This window comes from Kytococcus sedentarius DSM 20547 (assembly GCF_000023925.1).
Lineage (GTDB): Bacteria > Actinomycetota > Actinomycetes > Actinomycetales > Dermatophilaceae > Kytococcus > Kytococcus sedentarius.
Genome location: NC_013169.1, coordinates 1460569 through 1484455, shown reverse-complemented (window position 1 = coordinate 1484455; position 23887 = coordinate 1460569). Strand labels below are relative to the sequence as shown.

General features: G+C 74.4%; 23 protein-coding genes and 1 pseudogene. 12 read left to right on the top strand and 12 right to left on the bottom strand.

Translation table 11 applies throughout. The annotated features are described in order from the left end of the window. Positions 1 to 11 precede the first annotated feature (11 nt). Entirely contained in the window at positions 12 to 377 is a 366-nt protein-coding gene (locus KSED_RS07025; protein WP_049758431.1) for a DUF7010 family protein, read from the top strand. Here KSED_RS07025 and KSED_RS13635 read toward each other — a convergent pair. From KSED_RS13635 to KSED_RS07000, 5 genes and pseudogenes are all read right to left on the bottom strand, one after another. Further along, positions 293 to 973, bottom strand: a complete 681-nt coding sequence (locus KSED_RS13635; protein WP_015779407.1) for a hypothetical protein — start codon at positions 971 to 973, stop codon at positions 293 to 295. The genes KSED_RS07025 and KSED_RS13635 overlap by 85 nt on opposite strands. A gap of 43 nt (positions 974 to 1016) precedes the next feature. Then, on the bottom strand, positions 1017 to 1706 hold the full coding sequence (locus KSED_RS07015; RefSeq protein WP_015779406.1) for an O-methyltransferase: 690 nt from the start codon (positions 1704 to 1706) through the stop codon (positions 1017 to 1019). After that, a complete protein-coding gene (locus tag KSED_RS07010) occupies positions 1703 to 2062 on the bottom strand; it encodes a YciI family protein (RefSeq protein ID WP_015779405.1) in 360 nt (119 codons plus the stop codon). Before KSED_RS07010 ends, KSED_RS07015 begins: the two co-directional genes overlap by 4 nt. Before the next feature lie 65 nt (positions 2063 to 2127). Further along, positions 2128 to 2739, bottom strand: a pseudogene (locus KSED_RS15305) (2-phosphosulfolactate phosphatase); the annotation flags it as partial. Positions 2740 to 2822: 83 nt separating this feature from the next. Continuing rightward, positions 2823 to 3545 (bottom strand): PIG-L deacetylase family protein, encoded by a 723-nt coding sequence (locus tag KSED_RS07000; RefSeq protein ID WP_015779404.1) that lies wholly within the window; start codon positions 3543 to 3545, stop codon positions 2823 to 2825. Positions 3546 to 3619: 74 nt separating this feature from the next. Between KSED_RS07000 and KSED_RS06995 the strand changes: the two genes are divergently transcribed. Then, positions 3620 to 4231, top strand: a complete 612-nt coding sequence (locus KSED_RS06995; protein WP_015779403.1) for a class I SAM-dependent methyltransferase — start codon at positions 3620 to 3622, stop codon at positions 4229 to 4231. 27 nt (positions 4232 to 4258) lie between these two features. Here KSED_RS06995 and KSED_RS06990 read toward each other — a convergent pair whose 3' ends face one another. Both KSED_RS06990 and KSED_RS13630 read right to left on the bottom strand, forming a co-directional pair. Continuing rightward, positions 4259 to 5587, bottom strand: a complete 1329-nt coding sequence (locus KSED_RS06990; protein ID WP_041290887.1) for an MFS transporter — start codon at positions 5585 to 5587, stop codon at positions 4259 to 4261. Positions 5588 to 5664: 77 nt separating this feature from the next. Then, on the bottom strand, positions 5665 to 7200 hold the full coding sequence (locus tag KSED_RS13630) for an HNH endonuclease (protein WP_081439783.1): 1536 nt from the start codon (positions 7198 to 7200) through the stop codon (positions 5665 to 5667). 139 nt (positions 7201 to 7339) lie between these two features. Between KSED_RS13630 and KSED_RS06980 the strand changes: the two genes are divergently transcribed. Beyond that, positions 7340 to 8614, top strand: coding sequence for a glycerate kinase (locus KSED_RS06980; RefSeq protein ID WP_237699508.1), 1275 nt, complete (start codon positions 7340 to 7342; stop codon positions 8612 to 8614). Between the two features lie 43 nt (positions 8615 to 8657). On the opposite strand, the gene KSED_RS06975 is transcribed toward KSED_RS06980, so the two are convergent. Further along, positions 8658 to 9929: an MFS transporter gene (locus tag KSED_RS06975; RefSeq protein WP_015779399.1), complete on the bottom strand. Its 1272-nt coding sequence runs from the start codon at positions 9927 to 9929 to the stop codon at positions 8658 to 8660. Between the two features lie 226 nt (positions 9930 to 10155). Between KSED_RS06975 and KSED_RS06970 the strand changes: the two genes are divergently transcribed. From KSED_RS06970 to KSED_RS06955, 4 genes are read left to right on the top strand one after another with little or no spacing between them, the layout of a single operon-like run. Beyond that, positions 10156 to 11850: an ATP-binding cassette domain-containing protein gene (locus KSED_RS06970; protein WP_015779397.1), complete on the top strand. Its 1695-nt coding sequence runs from the start codon at positions 10156 to 10158 to the stop codon at positions 11848 to 11850. Beyond that, positions 11847 to 12905 (top strand): YihY/virulence factor BrkB family protein, encoded by a 1059-nt coding sequence (locus tag KSED_RS06965; protein WP_015779396.1) that lies wholly within the window; start codon positions 11847 to 11849, stop codon positions 12903 to 12905. Before KSED_RS06970 ends, KSED_RS06965 begins: the two co-directional genes overlap by 4 nt. 54 nt (positions 12906 to 12959) lie before the next feature. Beyond that, positions 12960 to 13730: a GTP pyrophosphokinase gene (locus KSED_RS06960; protein WP_015779395.1), complete on the top strand. Its 771-nt coding sequence runs from the start codon at positions 12960 to 12962 to the stop codon at positions 13728 to 13730. After that, complete coding sequence (locus tag KSED_RS06955; RefSeq protein ID WP_015779394.1) at positions 13720 to 14589, top strand: aminoglycoside phosphotransferase/kinase family protein; 870 nt, start codon at positions 13720 to 13722, stop codon at positions 14587 to 14589. Before KSED_RS06960 ends, KSED_RS06955 begins: the two co-directional genes overlap by 11 nt. Positions 14590 to 14679: 90 nt before the next feature. Here KSED_RS06955 and KSED_RS06950 read toward each other — a convergent pair whose 3' ends face one another. Beyond that, positions 14680 to 15612: a TIGR01777 family oxidoreductase gene (locus KSED_RS06950; protein WP_015779393.1), complete on the bottom strand. Its 933-nt coding sequence runs from the start codon at positions 15610 to 15612 to the stop codon at positions 14680 to 14682. Then, positions 15609 to 16292, bottom strand: coding sequence for a TetR/AcrR family transcriptional regulator (locus KSED_RS06945; RefSeq protein WP_015779392.1), 684 nt, complete (start codon positions 16290 to 16292; stop codon positions 15609 to 15611). Before KSED_RS06945 ends, KSED_RS06950 begins: the two co-directional genes overlap by 4 nt. Positions 16293 to 16442: 150 nt before the next feature. On the opposite strand from KSED_RS06945, the gene KSED_RS06940 reads away from it, so the two are divergent. The 4 genes from KSED_RS06940 (at position 16443) to KSED_RS06925 (ending at position 20412) form a co-directional block, all read left to right on the top strand. Next, positions 16443 to 17978 carry a phytoene desaturase family protein gene (locus KSED_RS06940; protein WP_015779391.1) on the top strand — a complete coding sequence of 512 codons (1536 nt, stop codon included), beginning with the start codon at positions 16443 to 16445 and terminating at the stop codon, positions 17976 to 17978. A 71-nt stretch (positions 17979 to 18049) separates the two neighbouring features. Beyond that, positions 18050 to 18601, top strand: a complete 552-nt coding sequence (locus KSED_RS06935; RefSeq protein WP_015779390.1) for a hypothetical protein — start codon at positions 18050 to 18052, stop codon at positions 18599 to 18601. Between the two features lie 24 nt (positions 18602 to 18625). Then, positions 18626 to 19561 carry a hypothetical protein gene (locus tag KSED_RS06930; protein WP_015779389.1) on the top strand — a complete coding sequence of 312 codons (936 nt, stop codon included), beginning with the start codon at positions 18626 to 18628 and terminating at the stop codon, positions 19559 to 19561. Positions 19562 to 19605: 44 nt separating this feature from the next. Further along, complete coding sequence (locus tag KSED_RS06925) at positions 19606 to 20412, top strand: GNAT family N-acetyltransferase (RefSeq protein WP_015779388.1); 807 nt, start codon at positions 19606 to 19608, stop codon at positions 20410 to 20412. Positions 20413 to 20417: 5 nt separating this feature from the next. On the opposite strand, the gene KSED_RS06920 is transcribed toward KSED_RS06925, so the two are convergent. Further along, entirely contained in the window at positions 20418 to 20639 is a 222-nt protein-coding gene (locus KSED_RS06920; RefSeq protein ID WP_015779387.1) for a hypothetical protein, read from the bottom strand. Positions 20640 to 20737: 98 nt separating this feature from the next. On the opposite strand from KSED_RS06920, the gene KSED_RS13625 reads away from it, so the two are divergent. Further along, a complete protein-coding gene (locus tag KSED_RS13625; RefSeq protein ID WP_015779386.1) occupies positions 20738 to 22570 on the top strand; it encodes a diacylglycerol kinase family protein in 1833 nt (610 codons plus the stop codon). A 13-nt stretch (positions 22571 to 22583) separates the two neighbouring features. On the opposite strand, the gene KSED_RS06905 is transcribed toward KSED_RS13625, so the two are convergent. Continuing rightward, a complete protein-coding gene (locus tag KSED_RS06905; protein ID WP_015779385.1) occupies positions 22584 to 23846 on the bottom strand; it encodes a CapA family protein in 1263 nt (420 codons plus the stop codon). Positions 23847 to 23887 lie beyond the last annotated feature (41 nt).

Here is a 23887-nt window from a genome sequence, read left to right as displayed (position 1 = left end):
ACACTTAGCGCGTGCTGACGGTCCCCTTCGAGGCCGGCGTGGGGCCCGCCGCGCTGAGCATCCACCTCGCCTCCGGCCAGCTGGTGATGCTCCCGGTGGCCGGGTTGCTCATCGCCCGCGGCAGGTACCTGTTCTCCACGGTGCTGATGGCGGTGGTCGTGGCCGTGCACTTCGCGCCGTACTCGTGGCTGTACGGAACGCTGCTCTACGCGGTGGTGGCGGTCGTCATCGGGCTGGGCACCGCGGTCCTGCTGGGTCGGCAGGGCGCCACGGAGCACGCCGATGAGGGGGCTCACGCCCGATCGACGGGCGCCCGGGTCTGCGCCCTGGTGGGCACCGCGATTCTGGCCGGTGCCGTCGTGGCCTGGTTCCTCTGAGCCAGCCCCTCCCCGGGCGGCACCAACGTCACCCAGCGCTCGGTCACGATGTAGCCCACGGCCCGGTTCATGGCCAGGCTCCCGGCGTTGACCGCCGCTCCCCCGGTGCCGAAGAGCTCGTGGCCGGCGCGCACCCCTGCGGCGACGGATGCCGCCTTGACCGCCACGGCCACCCCCCGCCGCCGGTGCGAAGGGTGGACGGCGGTGAAGTCGGTCTCGACCAGCGCCCCGGTGGCGTGGGTCGCCGTCATGGCCACCAGCTCGCCCGATGCGGTGCGCACGCCGTGCACGGCCCCGCGTTCGACCAGGTCGCGCGCTCCCTGGAGGTCGACCGCGTCGTGGAAGACCGCGTCACCGGCGGGATAGTCCTCGCGCGTTGCCTCGTCGAGCGCGACGATGTCTGCGACGTCGTCCCTGGTGAGGACGCAGATGTAGTGCCCCTCGGGGATCGACTCGGCCAGTGCGTCGAGTCGTGGCAGGTCCTCCGCCCGGGCGTCGAAGCGTGCACCCCAGGACTCCCCGGCCACCACCCACCGCTCGGCGAGGAGACGGACGGCCTCCGGGTCGTCTCGGCGCAGGATGCGAGCAGCGGTCATGGTGCCGAGACAACCGGACCGGCGGGCCGGCGGCAAGCGGTTTTCAGGCGGCCGGGTCCACCACGCGGCACACGGTCAGGCCGTCCCACCCCTTGATCCCGACGGTCTGCACCGCCGTGGCCTCCAGGCGCGGCTCGGCGGCGACCATCTCCAGCACGCGCCGGGTGCCCACGACGGACGCATCCTGTGACGCGCTATCGGCCACCCGCCCGCCGCGGACCACGTTGTCCACGACGATGACGGCGCCCGGCCGGGTGAGCCGCAGAGCGGCCTCCAGGTAGTCGGGGTTGCTGGGCTTGTCCGCATCGATGAGCACCAGGTCGAAGGGCTCGGCGCCGTCCTCGACGAGGCGCGTCACCGCATCGCGGGCGGGTCCCTCCACCACCTCCACCCGCTCGGCGACCCCGGCGGCTCGCAGGTTCTCCCGGGCCACGGCGGCGTGGGCGGCGTCGATCTCCAGGGTGACCACTCGTCCCTGCTCCCCCACCGCGCGCGCGAGGTGGATGGCGGTGTACCCGGCCAGCGTGCCCACCTCCAGGATGCGGCGGGCTCCCACCATGCGGGCCAGCAGCGCCACGAGGGCAGCCTGGTTGGGGGCCATGGCGATGTCTGGCAGACCGGCGGCGGTCGCCCTCTCCTGGGCTGCCGTGAGCGCCTCGTCCTCGGGGGTGAGTGTCTCGATGAGGTAGCGGTCGACGGCCTCGGCGCCGGGGATGTTGGTCACGTGCGTCACTCCCCCGCGAACTGTCGCACCTCGACCGTGCCGCGGCAGGCGGCCGAGCCCTCACCGGCCAGCCGCAGGGCGGTCTCGCGGTCGGGCACGTCGATGACCCAGAACCCGCCGACGTGCTCGGGCCCGGGGAGGTACGGCCCCTCGGTGGTCACGGGGTCGCCTGCGGTGGCGTCCACCACCGCCGCGGTCGATGCGGGGAGCAGCCCCCCGGCGAAGACCAGCTGGCCGGCCTGCTCCAGGCGGTCGTTGAAGGCGCCGGTGTCGGCGAAGGCCTGCTCCATCTCCTCCTGGGAGCCGTAGGCACCGAACTCGTCGCCCTCCTGCAGTGAGCCGTGGACGGTGAGCATGAACTGCATGGTGACTCCTCGGGACGGGGTGGGTGGCCACACACCATCCTGCCCGGAGCGGGGACGTCGGCCCCGTAGCCCCTGGCGGCCAGCTCTCGCCCACTGGCGCAGTCGCGCAGCAGCCCGGCCACGTGCCCAGCCGATGCCGTGAACAGGCGCGCAGCGGACAACGCTTCCGGGCTCATGACCGGCTCGTGCCCCCGCTCCACGAGGTGCGCGGCGATGGCGCCGACCCCGACGTGGTCCTCCACCGCAGGGCGCAGCGAGTCATCGACCGGCCACCGCTCCCCGGCGGCAACGAGGCCCACCGACTGACCCGCCTCTACCGCGGCCGCGACGTGCTCGCCCACTGCGGTCGCGTTGCGCAGGCAGCCGATCACGACGGTCCTCCCCCCGTCGTCGAGGGCCGCGACGAGGGACGACCCGTTGGGCGAGGGCAGCACGAGACGCTTCACGGCATCACAGGTCAGGAGGGTTGCGGGCGAGAGGGTGGGGAGATTCGTCACCCGGGTTCGGGACGCCTCGAGGCGCCCGACCGCCAACACCGCGTTGCGCTGCGCGGCGAAGGTCCGCGCCCGGTCGTCGCGCCAGCGGAACGGATACACCTGCATCCCCCGGTCCACCGCGATGGTGACAGAGGTGGAGAAGCTGAGGATGTCCACCACCACGGTGACGTCAGCGTCCATTGCCCGCGCACCCAAGAGCCCCCATCCAGAGCGGACCGCGTAGCCCTTCTGGCCCAAGACATCCTGGAGATCGTGCTCCCCCATCAGCCCACCCGATGGGCACGCACCGGCAGCCCGGCGTCCACGCCGCCGGCTGCTCCCCCATCGCGCAGGATCTGGGGGATGAACTCCTCCGGCTTCGGGTGCCAGGGCAGCGCCGCGAGGTAGGCCTCGTGCTGCCGGAGCGAAGCCACAGCGGCCGCCACGTCCGACTCCCCCACCTGGATCACGTGCGTCGGGTCCTCCACGCCGTTCACCACCAGCCAGGTGGTGCTCCACGGCTCGAGGCCCTCGGCCTCGACGAGCTCCGGGAAGATCCAGCGGTTGCCGGCGGCCGCCACGGCATCGGCGGTGGACAGCCCCGCCACCCGGTGGTCGGCCTGGTTGATCCCCCACGGCGCGACGTCGGCCCAGCTGGAGGTCATCACGGCCTGCGGGCGCACCTCCCGGATCACCCGCGCGATGTCGCGCCGCAGGCCCAGCGTCAGCTCCAGCACGCCGTCGGGGTGGTCGAGGATGCGCAGGTCCTCCACGCCCACCTGTGCACACGCCCGGCGCTGCTCCTCTGCGCGGACGGGCGCGACCTCATCGGGGGGCTGGGGCATGCCCGCCTCGCCGTGGGTGAGCAGCAGGTAGGTGACCTCGATGCCGGCGCTCGTCCACCGCGAGACCGCCGCCGAGGCGCCGTACTCCATGTCGTCGGGGTGGGCCACCACGCACAGGACGCGCTGGAAGTCGGAGGAGTCGAGGGCAGGGAGGGAGGTCATGCACTCAGCCTAGGGCGTCGGGAGCCATCGTTGGGGGCATGAGCGGGTCGGCGGTGGTACGTGACACTGGGGCCATGACCCACTCCCCCACCTCCACCTGGCCCGGACTCACCGACGACGGCTCGCACTCGCGCTGGTACACCGAGCACATGCGCTCGCTGGCCACCCGCGGGCAGGATGTGCAGGGCGAGTCGCGCCTGGTGGACGTGCTCGCCCCGCGGGGCGCGCGCCTGCTCGATGCGGGGTGCGGCCCGGGCCGCCACGGGGGCCACCTGGCGACGCTTGGCTTCGACGTGGTCGGCGCGGACGTGGACCCCGCCCTCATCGAGGCCGCGCGGGAGGACCACCCCGCGGGCGCCTGGGTGGTGGCCGACCTGGCGACGCTCGACCTGGCGGAGCACGGCCAGCCCGAGCCGTTCGACGGCGCGATGATGGTGGGCAACGTGCTGGACTTCGTCACCCCGGACCACCGCGGTGCCGTGCTGTCCCGGGTGGCGGCGCACCTGGTGGACGGCGGCTTCCTGGTGGTGGGCTGTCGCACCACGACCGGGTTCTCGGCGGCCGACCTCGACGCCCTGCTGCCCGCGGCCGGGCTGCGGCTCGAGCATCGCTTCGCGACCTGGGACCTACAGCCTTGGCAGGACGACGCGGAGTTCGCGGTCAGCGTCCTGCGCCGCGACGGCTGACGGGCGGGCCCCGGCAGACGGGCGGGCTCAGGCGGCGCGGTCCCGGACCGCGAGCCACAGCAGGGGCACCACCGCGAACGCCACTGCGGCCCCGAGGTAGGACAGCCCCGCGAAGCTCGTCATCGCGACGACGACGCCGGAGAACGCGCCACCGGCCGCCCCCGCCAGGGCGATGAGCACGTCGATGGTGCCCTGGGTCCGTGCGCGGTTGGCCGGCACCGTGCCGTCGACCACCAGGGCCGTGCCGGAGATCAGTCCGAGGTTCCAGCCCAGGCCCAACAGGACCAGGGCGAGGACGATCCACCCCATCGACTCCCCCGGCGCGAGCGCAGCGACCACGCCCGCGAGCAGCAGGGTCACGCCGGCAGCGGCCGCCATCGGCAGGCGCCCGACCTTGTCGATGAGGGCGCCGGTCACCAGCGAGGGCAGGTACATGGCGGCGATGTGGAGGCTGATCACGAGCCCCACGGCGCCCAAGGCGTGGTCGTGGGCGCGCATGTGGACCGGCGTCATGGTCATGATCGCGACCATGACGATCTGCGTCATCACCATCACGCCCGCCCCGACCCAGGCGGTGGTGCGCACCGGGGGGATCCCCTGGGATGCGGCGGGCTCGTCGTGCGTCGTGAGCGGCTCGCCGCGCACCATGGCGGGCTCGCCGTGCGTCGGGTCCGGGTCCGCGGCGGTGCCGGTCAGCGAGCGGGCCAGCAGGAAGGGGTCGGGCCGCAGCAGCACCAGCAACGTGGCACCGGCCGCGAGGTAGGCCACCGAGGCGAGCAGGAAGGGCCCGGCCAGCGGCGGGATGCCCCACGCGTCGGCCAGGTGGCCCAGCGGCTCCACCAGGTTGGGCCCGGCCACGGCGCCGACGGTGGTGGAGACCAGTGCCACGCTGGCAGCCGTCGCGCGACGGTGCGGGGCGGCCAGGTCCGTGCCGGCATACCGGGCCTGCAGGTTGGAGGCGGTACCCGCCCCGTAGACGAACAGTGCGACGAACAGCAGCCATACCTGGCCGAGCACGGCAGCCAGCACCACACCGGCCGCGCCCAGCCCGCCGATCGCGAAGCCGGCGCCGAGTCCCAGCCGCCGACCGCTGCTCTGGGTCACCCGGCCGACCAGGTAGGCCGCGAGCGCCGACCCGAGGGTCACCACCGCGACGGGGATGCCGGCCAGCCCCTGCGACCCGAGCATCTCCTCGGCCAGCAGTGCGCCCACGGTCGCGCCGGCGGCCAGGCCGGCGCCACCGAGCACCTGGCTGAGCACGACCACGCGCAGGGTGCGCGCCTGGATGCGGTCGCGCTCCTGCGGCGTCACCACGGTGGGCACGGCGGGACTCGCCACAGCAGGGGGTGTGCTCATGGTGGGTTCTCTCCTCGGGTGGGCCGCCGGTCATCCTGCCCCACGGGAGGGCTGCGGCTCGTCCCACGTGGCGGCCCTCACGACGTCAGCGACGGCACGGGGCTGCGGTAGCGGTGGCCGGCGGGGGTTGTCGTGACCACCTCCGCCTGCTGGACAGCTCGGCCGGATCGATCCGGGCGGTCGGCCTGATCAGCATCAGCCCGGTCGACGGACTGGTCGGTTGCCCGGTCACCTGCCACCTGCCGCACCTTCTGCAGCCACCCGGCGGTGGCACCCGCACCGTCCGGCCGCGCCATCACCGGCCGGGTGTCCCACCGCGGGTGGTTCTTCACCTGGTTGCAGCGGCTGCACAGGCCCTGCCCGTTCGCGATCGAGGTCGACCCGCCCTCGGCCCAGCCCACCACGTGGTCCGCCTCCCGGATGGGGGCGTCACACCACGGCGTCCGGCAGAACCGGTCGCGCGCGATCAAGAGCTCGCGATCACCTCGTGAGAACGTGCGGGCCCGGGACTCCCGGCCCACGAGGGTGCCGTGCAGCGGGTCGAGCAACAACCGTCGGAGCGTCACCTCGGCGGACTCGCGGATCATCGACCGGGCCAGGGGCGCCGGCAACGGCCCGTACCCGGTGAGGAAGGCCGGTTCGCCGTCCCGCGCGACCGCCTCCGGCACCCGGCGAGTGGTCCCACCGGTCGCGCAGGGGCCGTCGACCGCACCCACTGCGGCGGCACCGCCCTCCAGCACCTCACGCGTGGCGGCCCCGCCGAAGACCGTCCCCGCCGGCACCACGAGCTGCACCTCCAAGGGCACTGCTTGTGCCGTGGCCTGCCCGGTCAACCGTTCCACCAGGATGTCGGCCCGCAGCTGGTCGATGCTGCGCTCGTCCCCCACCGCCCGCCGAGACCGGGCCTCACGGTCCAGGCCGGACCAGACAGCTACCCCCTGTGCCGCGGGCAGGTAGGCCGTCAGCAGCGTCATGGTGTCCGGCTTGGGCTGCAACCCGACCTTCCGGTCACGGTGCGCCAGGGCGGCCCGCCGGGTGGACCCCTCGGGGTCAAGCCGGTAGGCCTCGGCCTGCACCGCACTCGTCACACGCCGCGGTGACAGGTCCTCCAACCGGGGTGCGATCACCTGGTCGACCACCTGCCGTTGCACGGCCGTGAGGTGGCTCGTGTGCCTCTGCACCAGTCGTGCCTGGTACTCCGTGGCGCGCCCCGCCAGCATCCGTTCGAGGGTGCAGGGCAGGTCCTCGGCCAGGGTCTCCGCCAGTGAGAGGGCCTCCGCCCCGCGGTGTGGTGACTCCCTGCGGGCGAGCCCCACCATCGATGCGGTGCACTCCCCCGCCATCTCCTCCGGCACCCCGGCCGCGAGGTCCTCCGCGGTCTGCACCCGCTGGAGCCGCGCGACGGCCTCGAGCTGTACGGCCGCCACGGTGTTGCGCAGCTCCTCCAGCTCGCGGAGGGTGTCGACGAGCTCCTGTGCGGTCTCCCCGAGGTGCTGCCGCCGGCGCACCACGGCGGCCCGCAACCCCTCGTGCCCCGCCGCGGCCTCCCCCGGTGCGTCATGCTGCCCGGCACACCCCTGAGGTGTGGGCCGTCCTTCTGCCTGGTCATCCATGCACTCCCCCTTCCCGTGACCAGACCTTAGCACAACACTTGTACCATCACAACCCGTACGCACACCTGTGGAAGCAGTTCTCACTGCCGTGCGTACCCCGCCCGGCAGACCCGGGCCTCACTCCCCCAACAGGGCCCGCGTGTCCTCGCCCACCAACGCGCCGTTCACGGCGCCGCCGGCCATGGCCCCGGCCGGGTCCGGTGTGGTGGACGATGGCCCCACCATGACCCCACCGGCACCATCCCCCTCAGCCGCCCGGCCCCGCGTCGTCCTGGCGCCCGACGGCTTCAAGGGCTCGGTCTCCTCCGGCGAGGTCGCGGCCGCCCTGTGCGAGGGCATTCTCTCCACCTGCCCGGACGCGGACGTCCGGACCGTCCCCGTGGCCGATGGGGGCGACGGCACCGTCGAGGCCGTCCTCGCCGCCGGTTGGCAGCCGCGCACCGCGCGGGTCACCGGCCCCTGGGGTGGCCCGCACGCCGCCACCTGGGCCTGCTCGACCGACGGCGGCACCGCCCTCCTCGAGCTCGCTGCCGCCTCGGGCATGTCTCTGACCGGCCAGCCCAGCCGCCCCGAGGACGGCCCCACCCGGGCGCTGACCGCCACCAGCACCGGCACGGGAGAGCTGATGGCGGCCGCCCTCGATGCGGGCTGCCGTCAGCTCATCGTGGGCGTGGGTGGGTCCGCCTGCTCCGACGGCGGGGCCGGCCTGCTCACGGCCCTCGGTGCCCGCGTGCTGGACGGGGAGGGTCGCCCCGTCCCTCCCGGCGTCCCGGGACTGGAGCAGGCCGCGAAGCTCGACCTTGACCCGGCCCGCGAGCGCCTGACCGCGACCCGCCTCACGCTGGCCGCGGACGTCACCAACGCCCTGCTGGGTCCCACCGGCGCCGCAGCCGTCTACGGCCCGCAGAAGGGTGCCGATGCGGTGACGGTCGCCCGCATCGACGCGGCCCTGGCGCGGTGGTCGACCCTCCTGACCGATGCAGGGTGCGCGCCCGACCTGGCCGAGCGCGCCGGCTCCGGGGCGGCCGGCGGGGTGGGCCTCGCACTGCTGGCGCTGGGTGCGCAGTACGCCTCCGGCATCGAGCTGCTGCTGGACCTCGCGAGGCTCGATGACGAGCTGGCCGGCGCCGACCTCGTGGTCACCGGGGAGGGCCGCCTCGACGCCCAGACGCTCCACGGCAAGGCCCCCGCGGGGGTGCTGGCCCGCGCCCGGGCGGCCGGGGTGCCGGTGGTGGCGGTGTGTGGGACGAGCGAGCTCACCGCATCGGACGTGGCGGATGCGGGCTTCGCTGGCGTGCGGACGCTGCGGGAGGTCGAGCCGGACCTACAGGGGTGCCTGGACGACCCAGCGCCGCTGCTCGCCCGCATCGGGGCGGACCTGGGGCGGGGTCTACGGGGCCGGCCCACCGACTGAGCGGGGCCGGGAGGCCAGCTGAACGGGGCCGACAGTGCCGGGCTCAGCGCGCCGCGGCCAGCTCGTCGTCCACGAGCACGTCCGCCGCGCCGCGCCACCCGGCCAGCGCCAGCAGTACGCCCGAGCCGGCCATCAGCCACAGCACCACCGAGACGCTGTCGGTCGCCGCGACGATGGCCCCCACCGCCAGCGGGCCGATCGCCGCGAAGATGTACCCGACCGGCTGCACGATGCCCGACAACCGGGCGGTGATCAGCGGGTCCTCGGTGCGGGCCGGCAGCAGTGCGATCACCATCGGGAAGGCGAACCCGCCGACGCCCAGCACCAGCGCCCACAACAGTGCGAGCGAGTGCGGCGAGACCAGCAGACCCAGGTACCCGATGGTGGTGAGCCCCCCGCAGATGACCGCCAGGGTCCGTAGGGAGGGCGCACGCTCGATCACACCGGGCATGATCCACCCGCCCAACACGCCGCAGGCCGCGATCAGGGCGGTGTAGAAGCCCGCCATGCCGGCCGAGACGCCGCCCTCGGTGTAGATCCGGGGCAGCCACCCGAACTGCGTGTAGGCGTTCGTGGACTGCAGCGCGAACATGGCGGTGAGCGCCACGGCCGTGGGTGAGCGCCAGATGCTCACCGGCACGGCCGCGTCATCGAGGCCGTGGCGGGGGAAGTCGTGACCGGTGCGCCGTGCGACCACGGCCCAGACCACCAGCGGGGCCAGGGCGATCAGCGCCCAGGCCAGCACCGAGCCGCGCCAGGCACCGCCGGAGGGGTCCGCGCCGTGCCCCACGGCCGGCAGGGCGTCGGCGCCCGGCAGGTCCGTGAGCGGCACGGCCAGCATCGCCCCGGCCGAGCCGCCGATGGAGAGCACCGCGACGTAGATGCCCATCAGTCGACGTTGCTGCGTCCCGGCGCTGTGGCGCTTCACCCACGCCGGCACCAGCACGTTGCCCAGCGCGCCGCCCACCAGGGCCACCACACTCAGGGCGAGGAAGACCCCCATCGAGCCGACGACGGGGCGCAGCAGCAGGCCGACCACGGAGACAGCCAGGGCGGCCACGATGGCGCCGCTCAGGCCCAACCGGCGTCCGATGGGGACCGCCGCCAGCCCGAGCACCCCGAAGATGAAGGGCGGCAGCGCGGTGAGCACCCCGGCGCCGATGCCTCCCCCGCCCAGGTCACCGGAGATCTCCGGCAGCAGGGGGCCGAGTGAGGTGGCGGCCGGGCGCAGCATGAGGGCGACGGTCGCGACGGCCAGGGCGGCGACCAGCGGTCCCACCGGCAGACGGCGCGCCGGTGACGGTGGGGAGCTCATGGGGCGAACCCTACGAGGCGGCCCTCTCGAGCGATGCCAGCGACTCCTGCAGGTAGTCCTCGCCGAAGGCCGGCAGGGGCACCTCCTCGCGGAACCAGCCCGGGAAAACGCCTTGCCGTCCACGCCCCGGCCCTCCTACCGTGGACGCCATGGACTCCTGAGCAGCCAACCCGACCTCGCGACGCGGCACACGCCCCGCGAGGCCCCCTGCTGCCCCGGAGCGCCCATGACCTTCACCCCCGCCCACGCCCCCGGCCACCCTGCGGCCACCGCCTCGGACCACCTGCGCCTCGAGGGCGTCTCGCGCACCTTTCCCGACCGCCGCGTGCTCACCGACCTCTCGCTGAGCGTCCCCGCCGGGACGGTGGCGGCCCTCATCGGAGAGAACGGGTCGGGCAAGTCCACCCTGCTGCGCATCGCCGCGGGCCTCGACGAGCCCGATGCGGGCACCGTCCACCACACCGGGACCGTCGGCCTGCACCACCAGGAGCCGCCCTTCGATCTGGCCCTGACCGTGGGTGAGGTGCTCCACCGGGCCACCGCGCCGGTGCGGGCCCTGGCCACCGCGGTGGAGGAGGCCGGTGAGGACCTGGCCGCCGGCCGACCCGGTGCCGAGGCCGCCCTCGGAGAGGCCCTGACGGCTGCCACGCACGCTGGGGCCTGGGAGGTCGACCACCGCACCGACCGCGTCGTCGACGGCCTGGGGATCGCCCGCATCGACCGCGCCCGGCCGTCCACCGAGCTCTCCGGCGGCCAGGTCTCTCGGCTGTCGCTCGCGTGGTTCCTGCTGCGCGCGCCGCACACCCTGCTGCTCGACGAGCCCACCAACCACCTCGACGACGCCGCGGCCGAGCTCCTGGCCGAGCTGCTGCGCGGCTGGTCCGGGCCGGTGTTGCTGGCGAGCCACGACCGCACCTTCGTCGACGAGGTGGCCGACGTGCTGTACGACCTCGACCCCGCCCCGCTGCCCCACGCCGAGGTGGCCACCGACCGGGACTCCCCCGGGTCCGGCTTCGGGGTCACCCGCTTCGGGGGCCGATGGGGTGAGTACCTCACCTGGCAACGCCGCACCCGAGCCGACTGGGAGGCACGATTCCGCGCCGAGCAGGACGAGATCCGCCGGTTGGAGCAGCGCGTGCGCGACGACCACACGGTGGGGCGCCCCGAGCGGGGCCCGCGCACCGAGGGTCGCGGTGCGAGGAAGTTCTACGCCGACCGCAACGCGAAGGTGGTGGCCCGCCGGGTGAACGACGCCGAGACCGCCCTGGCGCGGGTCCGGGAGGCCCAGGTGCGCAAGCCCCCGGCCACCGTGACCTTCCGGGCGCTGGAGGGCATCACCCGCACCCGCCAGCGCAGCGGGCCCGTGCTCGTCGCGAACGCCGCCGCCGTGCCGGGGCGCCTGGCGGGCACGACCCTGGCTGTGGGGGCCACCGACCGGTGGCTGGTCACCGGGCCCAACGGATGCGGAAAGTCCACCCTGCTGGCGGTGCTCGCCGGACGCCTGGAGCCCCCGGGCGGCTCGTTCTGGACGGCCCCCGAAGCGCAGGTGCGCCTGCTCACCCAGGAGCCCGCGGCCCACGACGCCCGGGCGACGGCCCGCTCGGCCTACGCGGCCGCCGTCGGGGAGCGCACCGCGCAGGAGGTGCCGCTGGCCCCCCTCGGCCTGCTGGCCGGACGTGACCTCGACCGGCCCGTGGGCTCACTCAGCGTCGGTCAGCGCCGCCGGTTGGACCTGGCCGTCGTGCTGGCCACTCCCCCGGACGTGCTGCTCCTCGACGAGCCGACCAACCACTTCTCGCTGCGCCTGGTCAGCGAGCTCGAGGAGGGACTCGCGGGCTACCCCGGCGCCGTGGTGGTGGCCAGCCACGACCGCTGGCTGCGCCGCCGCTGGGACGGCGAGGTGCTTCACTTGGCGCCGTGAGCCCCTCCACCGCAGCCGACCACGCCGACCTGCCCCCGGCGCCGCGCGGTGGCGGCCGGAGGGTGCTGGGAGCGTTGGGGCGCACGCGGCTGGTCCGCGCCGGGCGTCGCTACCTCCTGGCGCACGGCAACGTCTACGCCGGCGGGGTCACGCTCTCGGCGCTGATCTCCCTGGTGGCGGCGCTCACCCTGGCTGTCACCGCCTTCCGGATGGTGCTCGGACGCCGGCCGGAGCTCTTCGACCGCGTCGTCGATGCGGTGAACGGCACCTTCCCCGGCCTGCTCGGCGACGGCGACGTGCCCGGGGTGCTCACCGCATCGGACCTCGTGATCGACGGCGGGCTCACCCTCGCCACGCTCGTCTCGCTGCCTGTGCTGCTGTGGACCGCGACGAACGCGATGACCTACCTGCGCATGTCCGTCCGCGCGATGTTCGGGCTGGCCGCCGCGCCGCTGCACCCGGTGCGGGCCAAGCTGTGGGACCTGGTCGGCATCCTGCTGCTCGGCAGCTCGGTGGTGGTGACCGCGATGCTCTCCAGCGCCGCGACCTCGGCGGCCCGCTTCGTGTTGGACCACGCCCACATCGACGCGGGCACCGACCTGACGCTGCGCATCGCGGCGCTCGCCGCGGCCTTCGTGGTCGATGCGGTGACGATCGCCCTGCTCTTCCGGGTGGCGGCCAAGGTGCGCACCCCTTGGGCGCAGCGCTGGCGCGGCGCGGTCCTCGGGGCGCTCGGGTGGGGGGCGCTGCGGGTGGCCGGCACGAGCCTCATCGGGGCCTGGGACAACCCGCTGGTCGTCTCCTTCGCGGGACTGGTGACCCTCATCGTGTGGATCAACCTGGCGGTCCGCTGGGTGCTGTTCACCGCGGCGTGGACGGCGGACCCGCCGGCCCCGCAGTTCGCCCAGGCCGAGGACGTGCACTCCCGGGAGATCCCGAACTACGTCACGCTGGCGGCGCCGCACACGCTGCTGTGGCCGCACCACCGGGTGACCGGCGCCATCATCGGCGAGCAGGAGGCGGCCCCCGGCGCGCCCCGCCGGAACCGGGGCTGACCACTCCCACCCGACCTTCATCGGATTCCCAGCCACCGGCCCTACGGTTCGTCCATGGCCAACGACGTGCCCATGACCTCGATCGACCTCGTGATGGCGCTCGCCGGGGACGACGTGGAGGAACGCGACCCCGACGAGGTGGCCCGCGCCATCGGCGCCCGGCTCTCGGAGTTCCGGCTGCGCTACAAGTTCGCGCTGGACGAGGTGCTCACCAAGATCGACATCCTCGCCGAGGAGGCCGAGGCGCGGGGGACGCGCGGCCCCATCGAGCACGTGAAGCACCGGGTGAAGTCCTTCGACTCGATCCTGCACAAGATGAACCGGCTGGGCTGCGGCCCGGACCTCGACGTGGTGGCCACCGAGATCCGCGACATCGCCGGGGTGCGCGTGACCTGCCCGTACATCGAGGACACCTTCCGGCTGGCCGAGATGCTGATGGGCCAGCCCGACCTGACGGTCTTGGAGACCAAGGACTACATCTCCCACCCCAAGCCCAACGGCTACCGCTCGCTGCACCTGATCGTCACCGTGCCGGTATTCCTGGCCGAGGAGACCCTGGAGGTGCCGGTGGAGATCCAGATCCGCACCATCGCCATGGACTTCTGGGCGAGCGTGGAGCACCAGATCCGGTACAAGTACCACGACGAGGTGCCCGATGACGTGGGCGAGACCCTCCGGGAGTCCGCCGTCACCGCGTGGGAGCTCGACCGGCAGATGTCCGGCCTGCGGCAGACCGTGCGCGCCCGCGAGAGCGGTGCGGCCGTGGCCGTCTCGCCACCGGGTGCCCAGCGCGCCGGGGCGGACCCGGCGCCCGATGTCGCCTGACCGGCCCCTGCACCCGGGGCTGGACGCCGCGCAGGACGCCCGTCTGAGGGCCTGGCTGCCCGATGGCGAGCTCGTCGCCGACCACTCGTGGTCCGCCTTGGCGCAACGCACCGTGCTGCGCGTGCGCAGCGGTGGCCAGGACGTGGTGGTGAAGGCCGGCTTCCCCGGTGACCACCACATGGACCGGGAGGTCACCGCCCACGAGCGGTGGCTGGCGCCCCTGGTGGAGCGGGGTCGGGCGCCGCGGCTGGTGCACGCCGACCGGGAGCTGCGGCTGGTGGTCACCGCGTGGCTGCCGGGCGTGCTCGTCGAGGGCCACCCCGCGCAGGACGACCCGGAGACCTACCGCCAGGCCGGGGAGCTCCTGGCCGTGCTGCACGGGCAGCACCGGCAGGTGGACGACGCGTTCGAGGCCCGGCAGAACGCCCGGGCGCTCGAGTGGCTGGCGCGGCCGCACCGCATCGAGCCCGGCCTCGCGCGCCGCCTGGTGGCACGGGTGGAGGGCTGGCCCGCTCCCCCGGTGACGGTCGTGCCCGTCCACGACGACGCCCAGCCGCGCAACTGGCTGGTGCACGACCGGCAGGTGTCCTTCATCGACTTCGGCAAGGTCGAGCTCAAGCCCGCCGCCGTCGACCTCGGGCGGCTCGGGGAGCAGGACTTCCGCCGCGACGGCGCCCTGGAGCGGGCCTTCCTGGACGGCTACGGCCATGACCCCCGCGTCGACGACGCCCCGGACGCCGACTGGTGGTGGCGGGTGCGCGTGCGGGGCGCCATCGCGCAGGCCGTCTGGGCCCACCAGGTGGGCGACGTGGCCTTCGAGGACGCGGGCCTGGAGATCCTGAAGGACCTGATGGGGTGAGCGGCCACCCCGGCCCGCTCAGGGTGTGGTGAAGTTCCCGCTGAGCGGGTGGTCTCCTGGCCCGTGGCCCGTGGCCCGTGGCCCGTGGCCTCAGCCGAGCTGCACCGGGAGCAGGCCACGCGGGGTGGTGGCGGCGATGTCCGCGAGCGCCTCGTCCAGGGTGGGGAACGCCCAGGTGAACCCGGAGTCCAGCAGCACCCCGGGGTGGACCCAGCGGCTCTTGAGCACGAGCTCCGGCTCGGTGCGGATCACCCGACCGCCCAGCCCCAGCGCCCACGCCGGGGTCGGCAGGCCGACGCGCTCCCCCAGACCGCCGAAGTGCGCGCGGACGGTGCGCATCAGCTCGGCGTTGGTCACCGGGTGCGGGGTCGCCAGGTTCACCGGGCCGCTGGTGCCTTCGTCGGCCAGCACGTGCCGCACTGCGCGGTACACGTCCTCCAGGTGGACCCAGCTGAAGACCTGGCCGCCGTCCCCCTGGTGGCCGCCGGCGCCGAGCCGTGCGAGGTTCACGATCGCGTTCAGCGCCCCGCCGTTCCCGAGCACGATGGAGGTGCGCAGCGCCACCCGACGCACCGCGGGCAGCCGGGGCGTGAACAACTCGCGTTCCCAGGCCCGCGCGACCTCCACCGAGAACCCGGTCCCGAGCTCCCCGGTGGCCTCGTCCTGCGGGCGGTCGCGGGCGTCGCGGTAGATGGTGCCTGTGGAGGCGTTCACCCACACCGCCGGTGGCGCGTCGCACGCGGCGAGCGCCTCCCCCAGCGCCCGGGTGGTCTGCGTGCGGCTGGTGAAGATCTCGTCGATGGTGGCCTTCGTGTAGCGGCAGCTGACCGACCGGCCGGCGAGGTTCACCAGCGCATCGGCGTCCTCGAGCACGCCGCTGAGCCCCTGCCCCCAGCGCGCGTCGGCGTCCACGGAGCGGCCGATGGTGCGCACGTGCACCCCATCGGCCACGAGGCGGGCCCGCAGGTGCTGCCCCATGAAGCCGGAGGCCCCGGCGAGCACGACCGTGCGCAGGGTGCTCATGCCCGGCCGTCCGCCTGCTCGGCCACGGTGGTGAGCCGGTCCATCAACCCCAGGGCGTCCTCGGTGAGCCCGCGTCCCACGGGCAGCCGGGAGAGGCGCAGCACCCGGGAGATCAGCGGCGCCGCCCCGTCGACCAGGACGCGCGTGCGCCGTTGCTCCTCGGAGGTGTCCAGCACCCAGAAGAGGGTCACCCCCATGTATGCCAGCCAGAGCAGGTGCGGCAGGCGCTCGCCGAGGGCGCCGCCGGGCACGCCCGAGGAGGCCCGCACGACCTCGGCCATCAACCCGGTCGCGGCCTCGCGGGCCTCGGCCTGGTCGGGGCCGAAGGGGTTCACGGGGGACCCGGGCGCCAACGCGCTGGCCAGCAGGGTGGAGCCGAACGCGTGGTACGGGGCGTTGGTGTCCAGGCCGTGGTGCAGCACGTGGGCGAGATTCACCTCCAGGCGGGCCCCGGGCTCGATGCCAGGCGCGGCCGCCAACCGGTGCTCGGCCTGCAGCTGCCGGTAGAGCTCCTGCACGAGCTCGTCCTTGCCGGAGAAGTAGTAGTACGCGTTCGAGGGCGAGAGCCCGGCCTCGGTGGCGATGCGGCGCATGGTGGTGGCCGCGTAACCCTCCTGCCGGAAGAGGCGCAGTGCGGTGTCGAGCACCACCTGCCGGGTCTGTTCTGACTTCTGGGCCATGCCCGCAGCCTAGCTTTGTTTTGAACAGGTTCAAAGACGCCCTGCGCATGAGCATCCCCTCATGAACGCCTCACCGGGCCATCACGCTGTCTGCCTACCGTGGTGACCACCTCGCAGGACCCCCTCCGCGAGGACCACGCAAGGAGAGCCATGACCCAGCGCCACCCCCTCACGCACCGCCGCACCGCCGGAACCCCCCTCCCCGGTCGCGCGGTGGCAGGGGGCGCTGGGCACACCGCGGCGGTGGTCGGCTCCGGGCCCAACGGGCTCGCGGCCGCCGTCGCGCTGGCCCGGGCCGGCCTGGAGGTGACCGTCCACGAGGCCGCGAGCTCCCCCGGCGGCGCGCTGCGGTCGGCCCCCGCGCTGGGGCCCGGCACCGTGGTGGACCTCGGCGCAGGGGTGCACCCCTTCGGGGTCGCGAGCCCGTTCTTCTCCGCCCTCGGTCTGGAGCGCCACGGGCTTCAGTGGGTGCATCCCGATCTCCCCCTGGCCCACCCGCTGGAGCAGGGCCCCGCTGCGCTCCTGCACCGCGACCTGGCCCGCACCGCCGAGGACCTCGGGGTGGACGGGGCTGCCTGGCGCCGTCTCGTGGGCCCCGCCGTCGCGGACTTCGACCGCATCGTCCCGGCCGCCCTCGGTCCGCTGCTGCGCGTCCCGCGGCACCCCGTGGCCCTGGCCCGCTTCGGTCTGCGCGGGCTCGCCCCGTCCACCGTCCTGGCCCGGGCGCTCTTCCGGCAGCCGGCCACCCGTGCCCTGTTTGCTGGGCTGGCCGCACACTCGGTGATGCCCCTGCACCACCCGCTCACCAGCGTGTTCGGCGTGCTCTTCGGGGCCGCGGGCCACGCCGTGGGGTGGCCGGTGGCCCGCGGCGGCTCGCAGGCGATCGCCGACGCGCTGGTCGCGGAGCTGACGGCCCACGGCGGGCGTGTCGTCACCTCATCGCCCGTGACCGACCTGCGCCAGCTCGCCGACGCCCACGGCCGGGCCCCCGCGGTGACGATGCTGGACACCACGCCCGCCGCCGCCGTCGCCCTGGCCGGGGACCGCCTGGCGCCGGCCGTCCGCAGCGGCCTGAGCGCCTGGCGCCACGGTCCCGGGCTGTACAAGGTGGACTACCTCCTCGACGGCCCGGTGCCGTGGGCCGACCCGCGGGTGAACGGCGCGGGCACCGTGCACGTGGGCGGCACCCTGGAGGAGCTCGCCACCGCCGAGGGCCTGACCCACCGCGGGCAGGACCCCGAGCGCCCCTTCGTCCTGGTGTCCCAGCAGAGCCTGTTCGATGCCGGGCGCGCACCCGGCGGGCAGACGGTGCTGTACGCCTACGCGCACCTCGCGCCGGGCACCCGCCAGGCGGCCGGGCCGCTGGTGGACGCCCAGATCGAGCGCTTCGCGCCGGGCTTCCGCGACCGCATCGTGCGTCGCGTGAACAGCTCCCCGGCCGACCTGCAGGCCCGCAACGCCAACCTGGTGGGGGGTGACGTCGTGGGCGGCTCCATGGCCGGCACCCAGCTGGTGCTGCGACCGCGGCCCACCCTCTCTCCCTACGACCTGGGGCCGGGGCTGTACCTGTGCTCGGCCTCCGCGCCACCCGGTGGGGGTGTTCATGGCATGGCCGGTGCCCACGCCGCGGCCGCCGCGTTGCGCGACCTCGGTCTGCGGCCCGAACCGCTGGCTCCGCCCCGCTGACCCCCGCTCCCCCACCTGCGCCCACACCCCCACCCACACACCCCCGATCCCCCCGATCCCAGGAGTCACCCATGACCCCCGACGACCGCACCAAGCGGGCCACCTACCTGGCCGGCACCGCCCTGGTGGCCCTGGTGGCCTCCCCCGTGGTGCAGAACTGGCGCCCCCGCCCCGAGCGCGTGGACGACTTCCCACTGTCCTACTACCCGATGTTCTCCGCCAAGCGGGGCGCCACCGGCACGGTGCACCACCTCATCGGTCTCGACGCCGAGGGCGGGGAGCACCTGCTGCACTTCCGGCACGCCGGCTCCGGTGGCCTGAACCAGATCCGCCGCCAGATCACGCGCCGCGTGAAGCAGGGGCGGGCCGATGCGGTGGCGCGCACGGTCGCCGAGTCGGTGGCCCTCAGCGGCGGGTCGACCGAGCACCGCATCGAGCGGGTGCAGGTGGTTACCAGCCGCCACCGCTACGACACCTTCTTCGGAGGGGACCGCACGCCCCGCGGGCGCACCGTCCGGGCCGAGGCCGTCGTCCCGCGCGACCCCGACCCGTCCGTGGCCGAGGTGGTGGCCGCCACCGACCCGGCTGCCGAGCACGAGTCCCCCACCAAGCCCGCCCTCTGAGCCCCCGACCCCCAGGAAGTCGCTATGCACACCTCCCTCCCACACGCCTCCGGCCTCCAGCGGGCGCTGCGCGTCGTGCGTCGCCTCGCGGGCCAGCTGGACCGGCGCATCCTGCCGGACACCCCGGCCACCCGCCCGGCGGTGCTGCGCATCGCCACCGGCGCGTACACGGCCTGGTACCTGCGCCCCCGCATCCGGATGTTCGCCAAGGTGCACCGCACCGATCCCGCGCTGTTCGCCCCCGTGGGGCCCTGCAAGGTCCTGCGCCGGCCGCTGCCGCCGCGCGTGGCCGACGCCCTGGTGTGGGCCACGATGGCGACGGACCTCGCGTTCACCGTGGGCATCCGCCACCGCGTCGTCGGCCCCCTGCACGCCGGGCTGCTGCTGTGGACGCTGTCCTACCGCAACTCGTGGTCGATGATCTTCCACAACGACAACAACCTGGCGCTGCACACCGCCGTCCTGGGGTTCACCCGCAGCGCCGACGCCCTGGCCCCGGGCGCCCGGGCCGTCGGGGGCCCGGCCGGCAACTGGCGCTACGCCGCGCCGCACCGCGGCATGCAGGCGGTCACGCTGGTCACCTACTGGCTGGCGGGCGTGGCGAAGGTCCGCGGTGCCTCCGGGTGGGCGTGGGCCCGCGGCGAGGGCATGCGCCGCCAGGTGGCGGCCGACGGGCTGCGCAAGGAGCTCCTGGGCTCCTCGGCCGGTGGCCTGGGGCTGCGCCTGTACCCGTACACCCGGCTGTGGACGGTGCTGGCGACCGGGTCGCTCCTGCTGGAGCTGCTGGCACCGCTGGTGATGCTGGACCGCCGCGCCGGGCGGCTCTGGGCGGTGGGTGCCTGGGGCATGCACTGGGGCATCTACCTGGTCATGAACATCACCTTCCGCCACAACCTCTCCGGGGTGATGTACCTGCCGTGGTTCCCGGTCGAGAAGGCGCTGGGCCGGCTCGGGCGCTGAGGCGGACCGGCGGTTCCCGAGGGTTCGCGCCGTAGGCTCCGGGCATGCTTCCGAGCCTGCCGCCCTCGACGGCCACCGACCTCGCGATCGACCAGCTGGCCGGCACGCAGGTGACCGATGCCGGTGACCACCTGGTGGTCCGCTCCCCCGGACGCCCCGGCTACCACTGGGGCAACTTCCTGCAGGTCACCGGCGGCGACGTGGACGACGCGCACCGGTGGGTGCGGCGCTTCGAGGCCGCCTTCCCCGGGGCGCGGCACCTGGCCGTCGGGCTCCCGCGGGAGCCAGAACCCGCTGCGTGGGAGACGCTCGGCCTGACCGGCGACGTGGTGGAGTCCCTCACCGCGGAGCGGGCGCCACGATCGACCGACCTGCCGGCGGGCTACCACGTGGCCCCGCTGGCCGACGAGGCCGACTGGGGGCAGCGGGTCGCCGCCGAGCGGGCGGAGAACGAGGCCACCGGTGAGTTCCCCCCTGCCGAGTACGCGGAGTTCCTCCGGGGGCAGTGCGCAGCCCGCCGCCGCCTGGTGGATGCGGGGCACGGGCACTGGGTGGGGGCCTGGACCGCGCAGGGCGAGCTCGCGGCATCGATGGGGATCGTGGTGCTGGACGCCCGGGGGGCGACGCGGCGGCTGGCGCGGTACCAGTCGGTCCTCACCCACCCGGACCACCGGCGGCGTGGCCTGGCCCGGCACCTGCTCGCGGTCGCCGCGCAGTGGGCCGCCGACCGGGGCGCCGCCCAGTGGGTGATCGTGGCCGACGACGGCTCGGATGCGGGGCGCCTCTACCGTGCCGCCGGGTTCACCCCCGGCCCCCGGGAGTACGGCTACCACGCTGCCAGCTGGCGCTGAGCCGCTCAGTCCTCCAGGGTGCGGCGGAGAGTCTCGGGGTCGTCGAAGTTGTCGACCCGGGGCGGCCGCAGGATGGCGCGCGAGACGTTGTTGAAGTCGAAGCGAGCCAGGATGCGGGCGGCGTCCTCGTCGCTCAGGTCGTAGGCGTGCGCGAGCATGCGCACGTTCTCGGTGTAGAACGCGTGCAACTGGTCGACGTTCTTGATGAAGTCGAGTTCCTTGGCCATGGAAAGTCCTCCGGCGGTGCGACGTGCACCCCATCCTGCCTCACGCGGGGGCTCACCGACACCGGGGCGGGCGCGTCGTCCCGGCTAGGCTGCGCCGGGTGAACCGCTCCCCCGTGCAGCCCCCCGTCGTCGCCGTCATCGTCAACCCCGTGCACCGGCTGGCGATGCCGGCACTGGTGGCGGCCCTGCGCGCCGTGGAGTCCCTGGGCTGGGACGCGCCCCTGGTGCTCCGGACCAGCGTCGAGAGCCCGGGCGGTGAGCAGGCCCGAGAGGCGCTCGCGGCCGGGGCCGACCGGGTCCTGGTGATCGGCGGCGACGGCACCGTGCGGCTGGTCGCCGAGGTGCTGGCCGGCACCGAGTGCGTGATGGGGATCGTGCCCACCGGGACGGCGAACCTGGCCGCCCGCAACCTGGGGCTCACCGAGCTGGTCAACAAGACCCTCGAGCACGTGGTGACCTCGGCCCTGACCACCGCGGGTGACCGGATCGACCTCGGGCGGGCCACCTGGCGCACCGCCGCGGGGCTGGGGCAGGGCACCTTCCTGGTGACCGCCGGCCTGGGTCACGACGGCGCGATCATCAGCGGCGTGGCCGCCGCCGACAAGGAGCGTCACGGCTGGCGCGCCTACGTCCGCCCCGCGCTGGGCCGCGCGGCCGATGCGGGGTGGCCGCTGGAGGTGGACGGCAGGGAGCTTCGCCCCTGGAGCCTGCTGGTCACCAACTCGGGCTCGATCCCGTTGGGCGTCGGGGTCTCCGGGGCGCGGATGGACGACGGCACCCTGCACGTGGTGACCGTGGACCCCGATCCGTTGCTGGAGTGGGGCACCATCGCGCTGGCCGGGTTGCTGCCCGGCGCCCAGCGCCTCCCCGGCATCGAGCGGCGCGACACCCCGGCGACCACGATCGTGCCGGACTCCCCCACCCCGGCCCACCTCGACGGCGACCCCCTCGGCGAGGTCTGGGAGCTCAGCGCGTCGGTGGACCCCGGCGCACTGCTGGTGGTCCGGCCCCGGCCGGCCGGGAACGCCGCCCCCACCCTTGACGAGACCGTCCTGGCGACCGCCGGCCCTCACGGCATCGTGCAGATCGTCAACGCCCTGCGCCAGGGAGGCATCACCCGCGGCGAGCGCGAGGAGGTGACCTGCGCGCTGACCGCCCTGGAGGGCGAGGAGCTGCAGCAGGTCAAGTACCTGCTCAACGCCGGCGGCGACGGGCACGACCTGGAGCACTTCGTCTACGACGTCCTCGACGGCCGCCAGCGCCGTCGAGTGCTCGACCACATCGCCGAGCAGGCCGTGCCGCACGACGAGCTGCGGGTGCTGTGCGACATCGACGACACGTTCAAGAGCAACCTGCACGACCGCCGGTACGACCGCGGCACCGTGTACCCGGGGATCGTGGAGTTCCTGCGGGCCCTGGACGCCTCGGACGCGGCCGGTGACGACCACCTGCCCGGGGACCTCACCTTCGTCACCGCCCGGCCCGGCGGGGTGCGCGACCTCATCGAGCGCTACACGCGGCGCGGGTTCACCGACGACGACCTGCCCGCGCACACGATCATGACCGGCACCGTCCGGGGCCTGGTCGACCGCCGGCTGATGGCCGGCAGCAAGGTGACCAACATCCGTCGCGACGCGGCGCTGTTCCCCGAGTGCCGGCAGGTGTTCATCGGTGACTCCGGGCAGGCGGACGCGGACGTGGCCCTGACGGCTCGGCGCCGGTGGCCCGAGCACCTGGTGGCCTCGTTCATCCACTGCGTGACGGACGTGGACGAGGCGACCCGGGCCCGGTGGCGCGCAGAGGGCGTACACGCGGTGGACGACTACGCCCAGGCGGCCCGCATCGCCGGCGAGCTCGGCCTCATCGACGCCGAGCGGGTGGCCCGGGTGGAGCGGGCCGTCGAGCAGGGCGTGCCGAGCCTGCCCCGGTGACCCGGCCCACCGGTCACTCGTGGGGCAGGGACTCCAGGCGCTCCAGGATGCGCTGGCCCCGCGCGGACTGCGGGTCCAGGGCGACCGGGTAGCCACCCTGCACCGCCACCGGGGTGAAGGACACGTCGGTGACGCCCTGGTCGTCCAGGGTGAGGTTCAGGATCGCCGAGTCGTTCTGCTCGGCGCCCTCGGGGTAGCCGTCGAAGACGAAGTTGCCCAGCCCCCAGGCCACCAAGGTGCCGCTGTCCTCGCGCACGTCGTACCCCTGCAGCACGTGGGCGTGGTGGCCGATGACGGCCGTGGCGCCCGCATCGAAAGCCGCGTCGGCCATGGCGCGCTGCGCGTCGTTGAGCTGGGTGCGGTTCTCCAGCCCGGCGTGGAGGATCACGACCACGTCGTCGACCTCCGCCCGGACCGCGGCCACGTCCTGCGCGATCTCCTCGGGGTGGCCCCAGGCCACGCCCGCGCGGTCCTCCCGGGCCTCCCAGTCACGGTTCGCGAAGGGGATCACGCGGTTGTCGTCCTCGACGTTGAGGTAGTTCAACACCGCGATGCGGCGACCGTTGGCCTCGAGCACCGCAGGGGTGCGTGCCGCCTGCGGGTCCTCCCCCGCCCCGGAGAAGGGCAGGCCGGCTGCGCGGAGGTGCTTCAGGGTGGTGACGATGCCGTGCTCGCCGAAGTCGTAGACGTGGTTGTTGGCCAGCGACACGTGGTCGAAGCCGACCTCCTGCAGGACCTCCACCGCGGCGGGCGGGGACATGAAGGTGTAGTTCTTGTTCACCTTGCCGGCGCGGTCGGCCCCCGTGCCCAGGGCCGTCTCCAGGTTGCCGAGGGTCAGGTCGGCTGCGGCGAGCTCGTCGGCCACCCCGGCGAAGACGCGGTCACCCCGGCCCGCCTGGATGTCCCCGCCGGCCCGGTGGGCGAGCTTCAGGTCGCCGACCACGGCCAGCGTGACCGGGCCGGCGTCCGGGTCGTCCGGCCGGTCGGCGGGGGTGCCCGCGGCCTGACCGGAGGAGGACCGCGAGGAACTGCTCGAGGCCGAGGTGCTCGGCTCGCTGGGTTCGCTGGACTGGCTGGGTTCGCTCGGCTCGCTGGATTCGCTCGGCTCGCTGGACTCGCTCGGCTCGCTCGTCGTGTCCGCGGCGCTCGTCACACTGGACTGGCCGGACTCGTCGTCCGTGCCCTCCTGGCCGGAACACCCGGCCAGTCCCAGACCCGCCGCCAGTCCGAGGGCGGTGACGCGGAGGGCGAGGGGACGGCGTGCACGGGAGGTCATGGGCCTCACCGTAGCGGCTCGGGATCCCTGCCCCGGTTGTC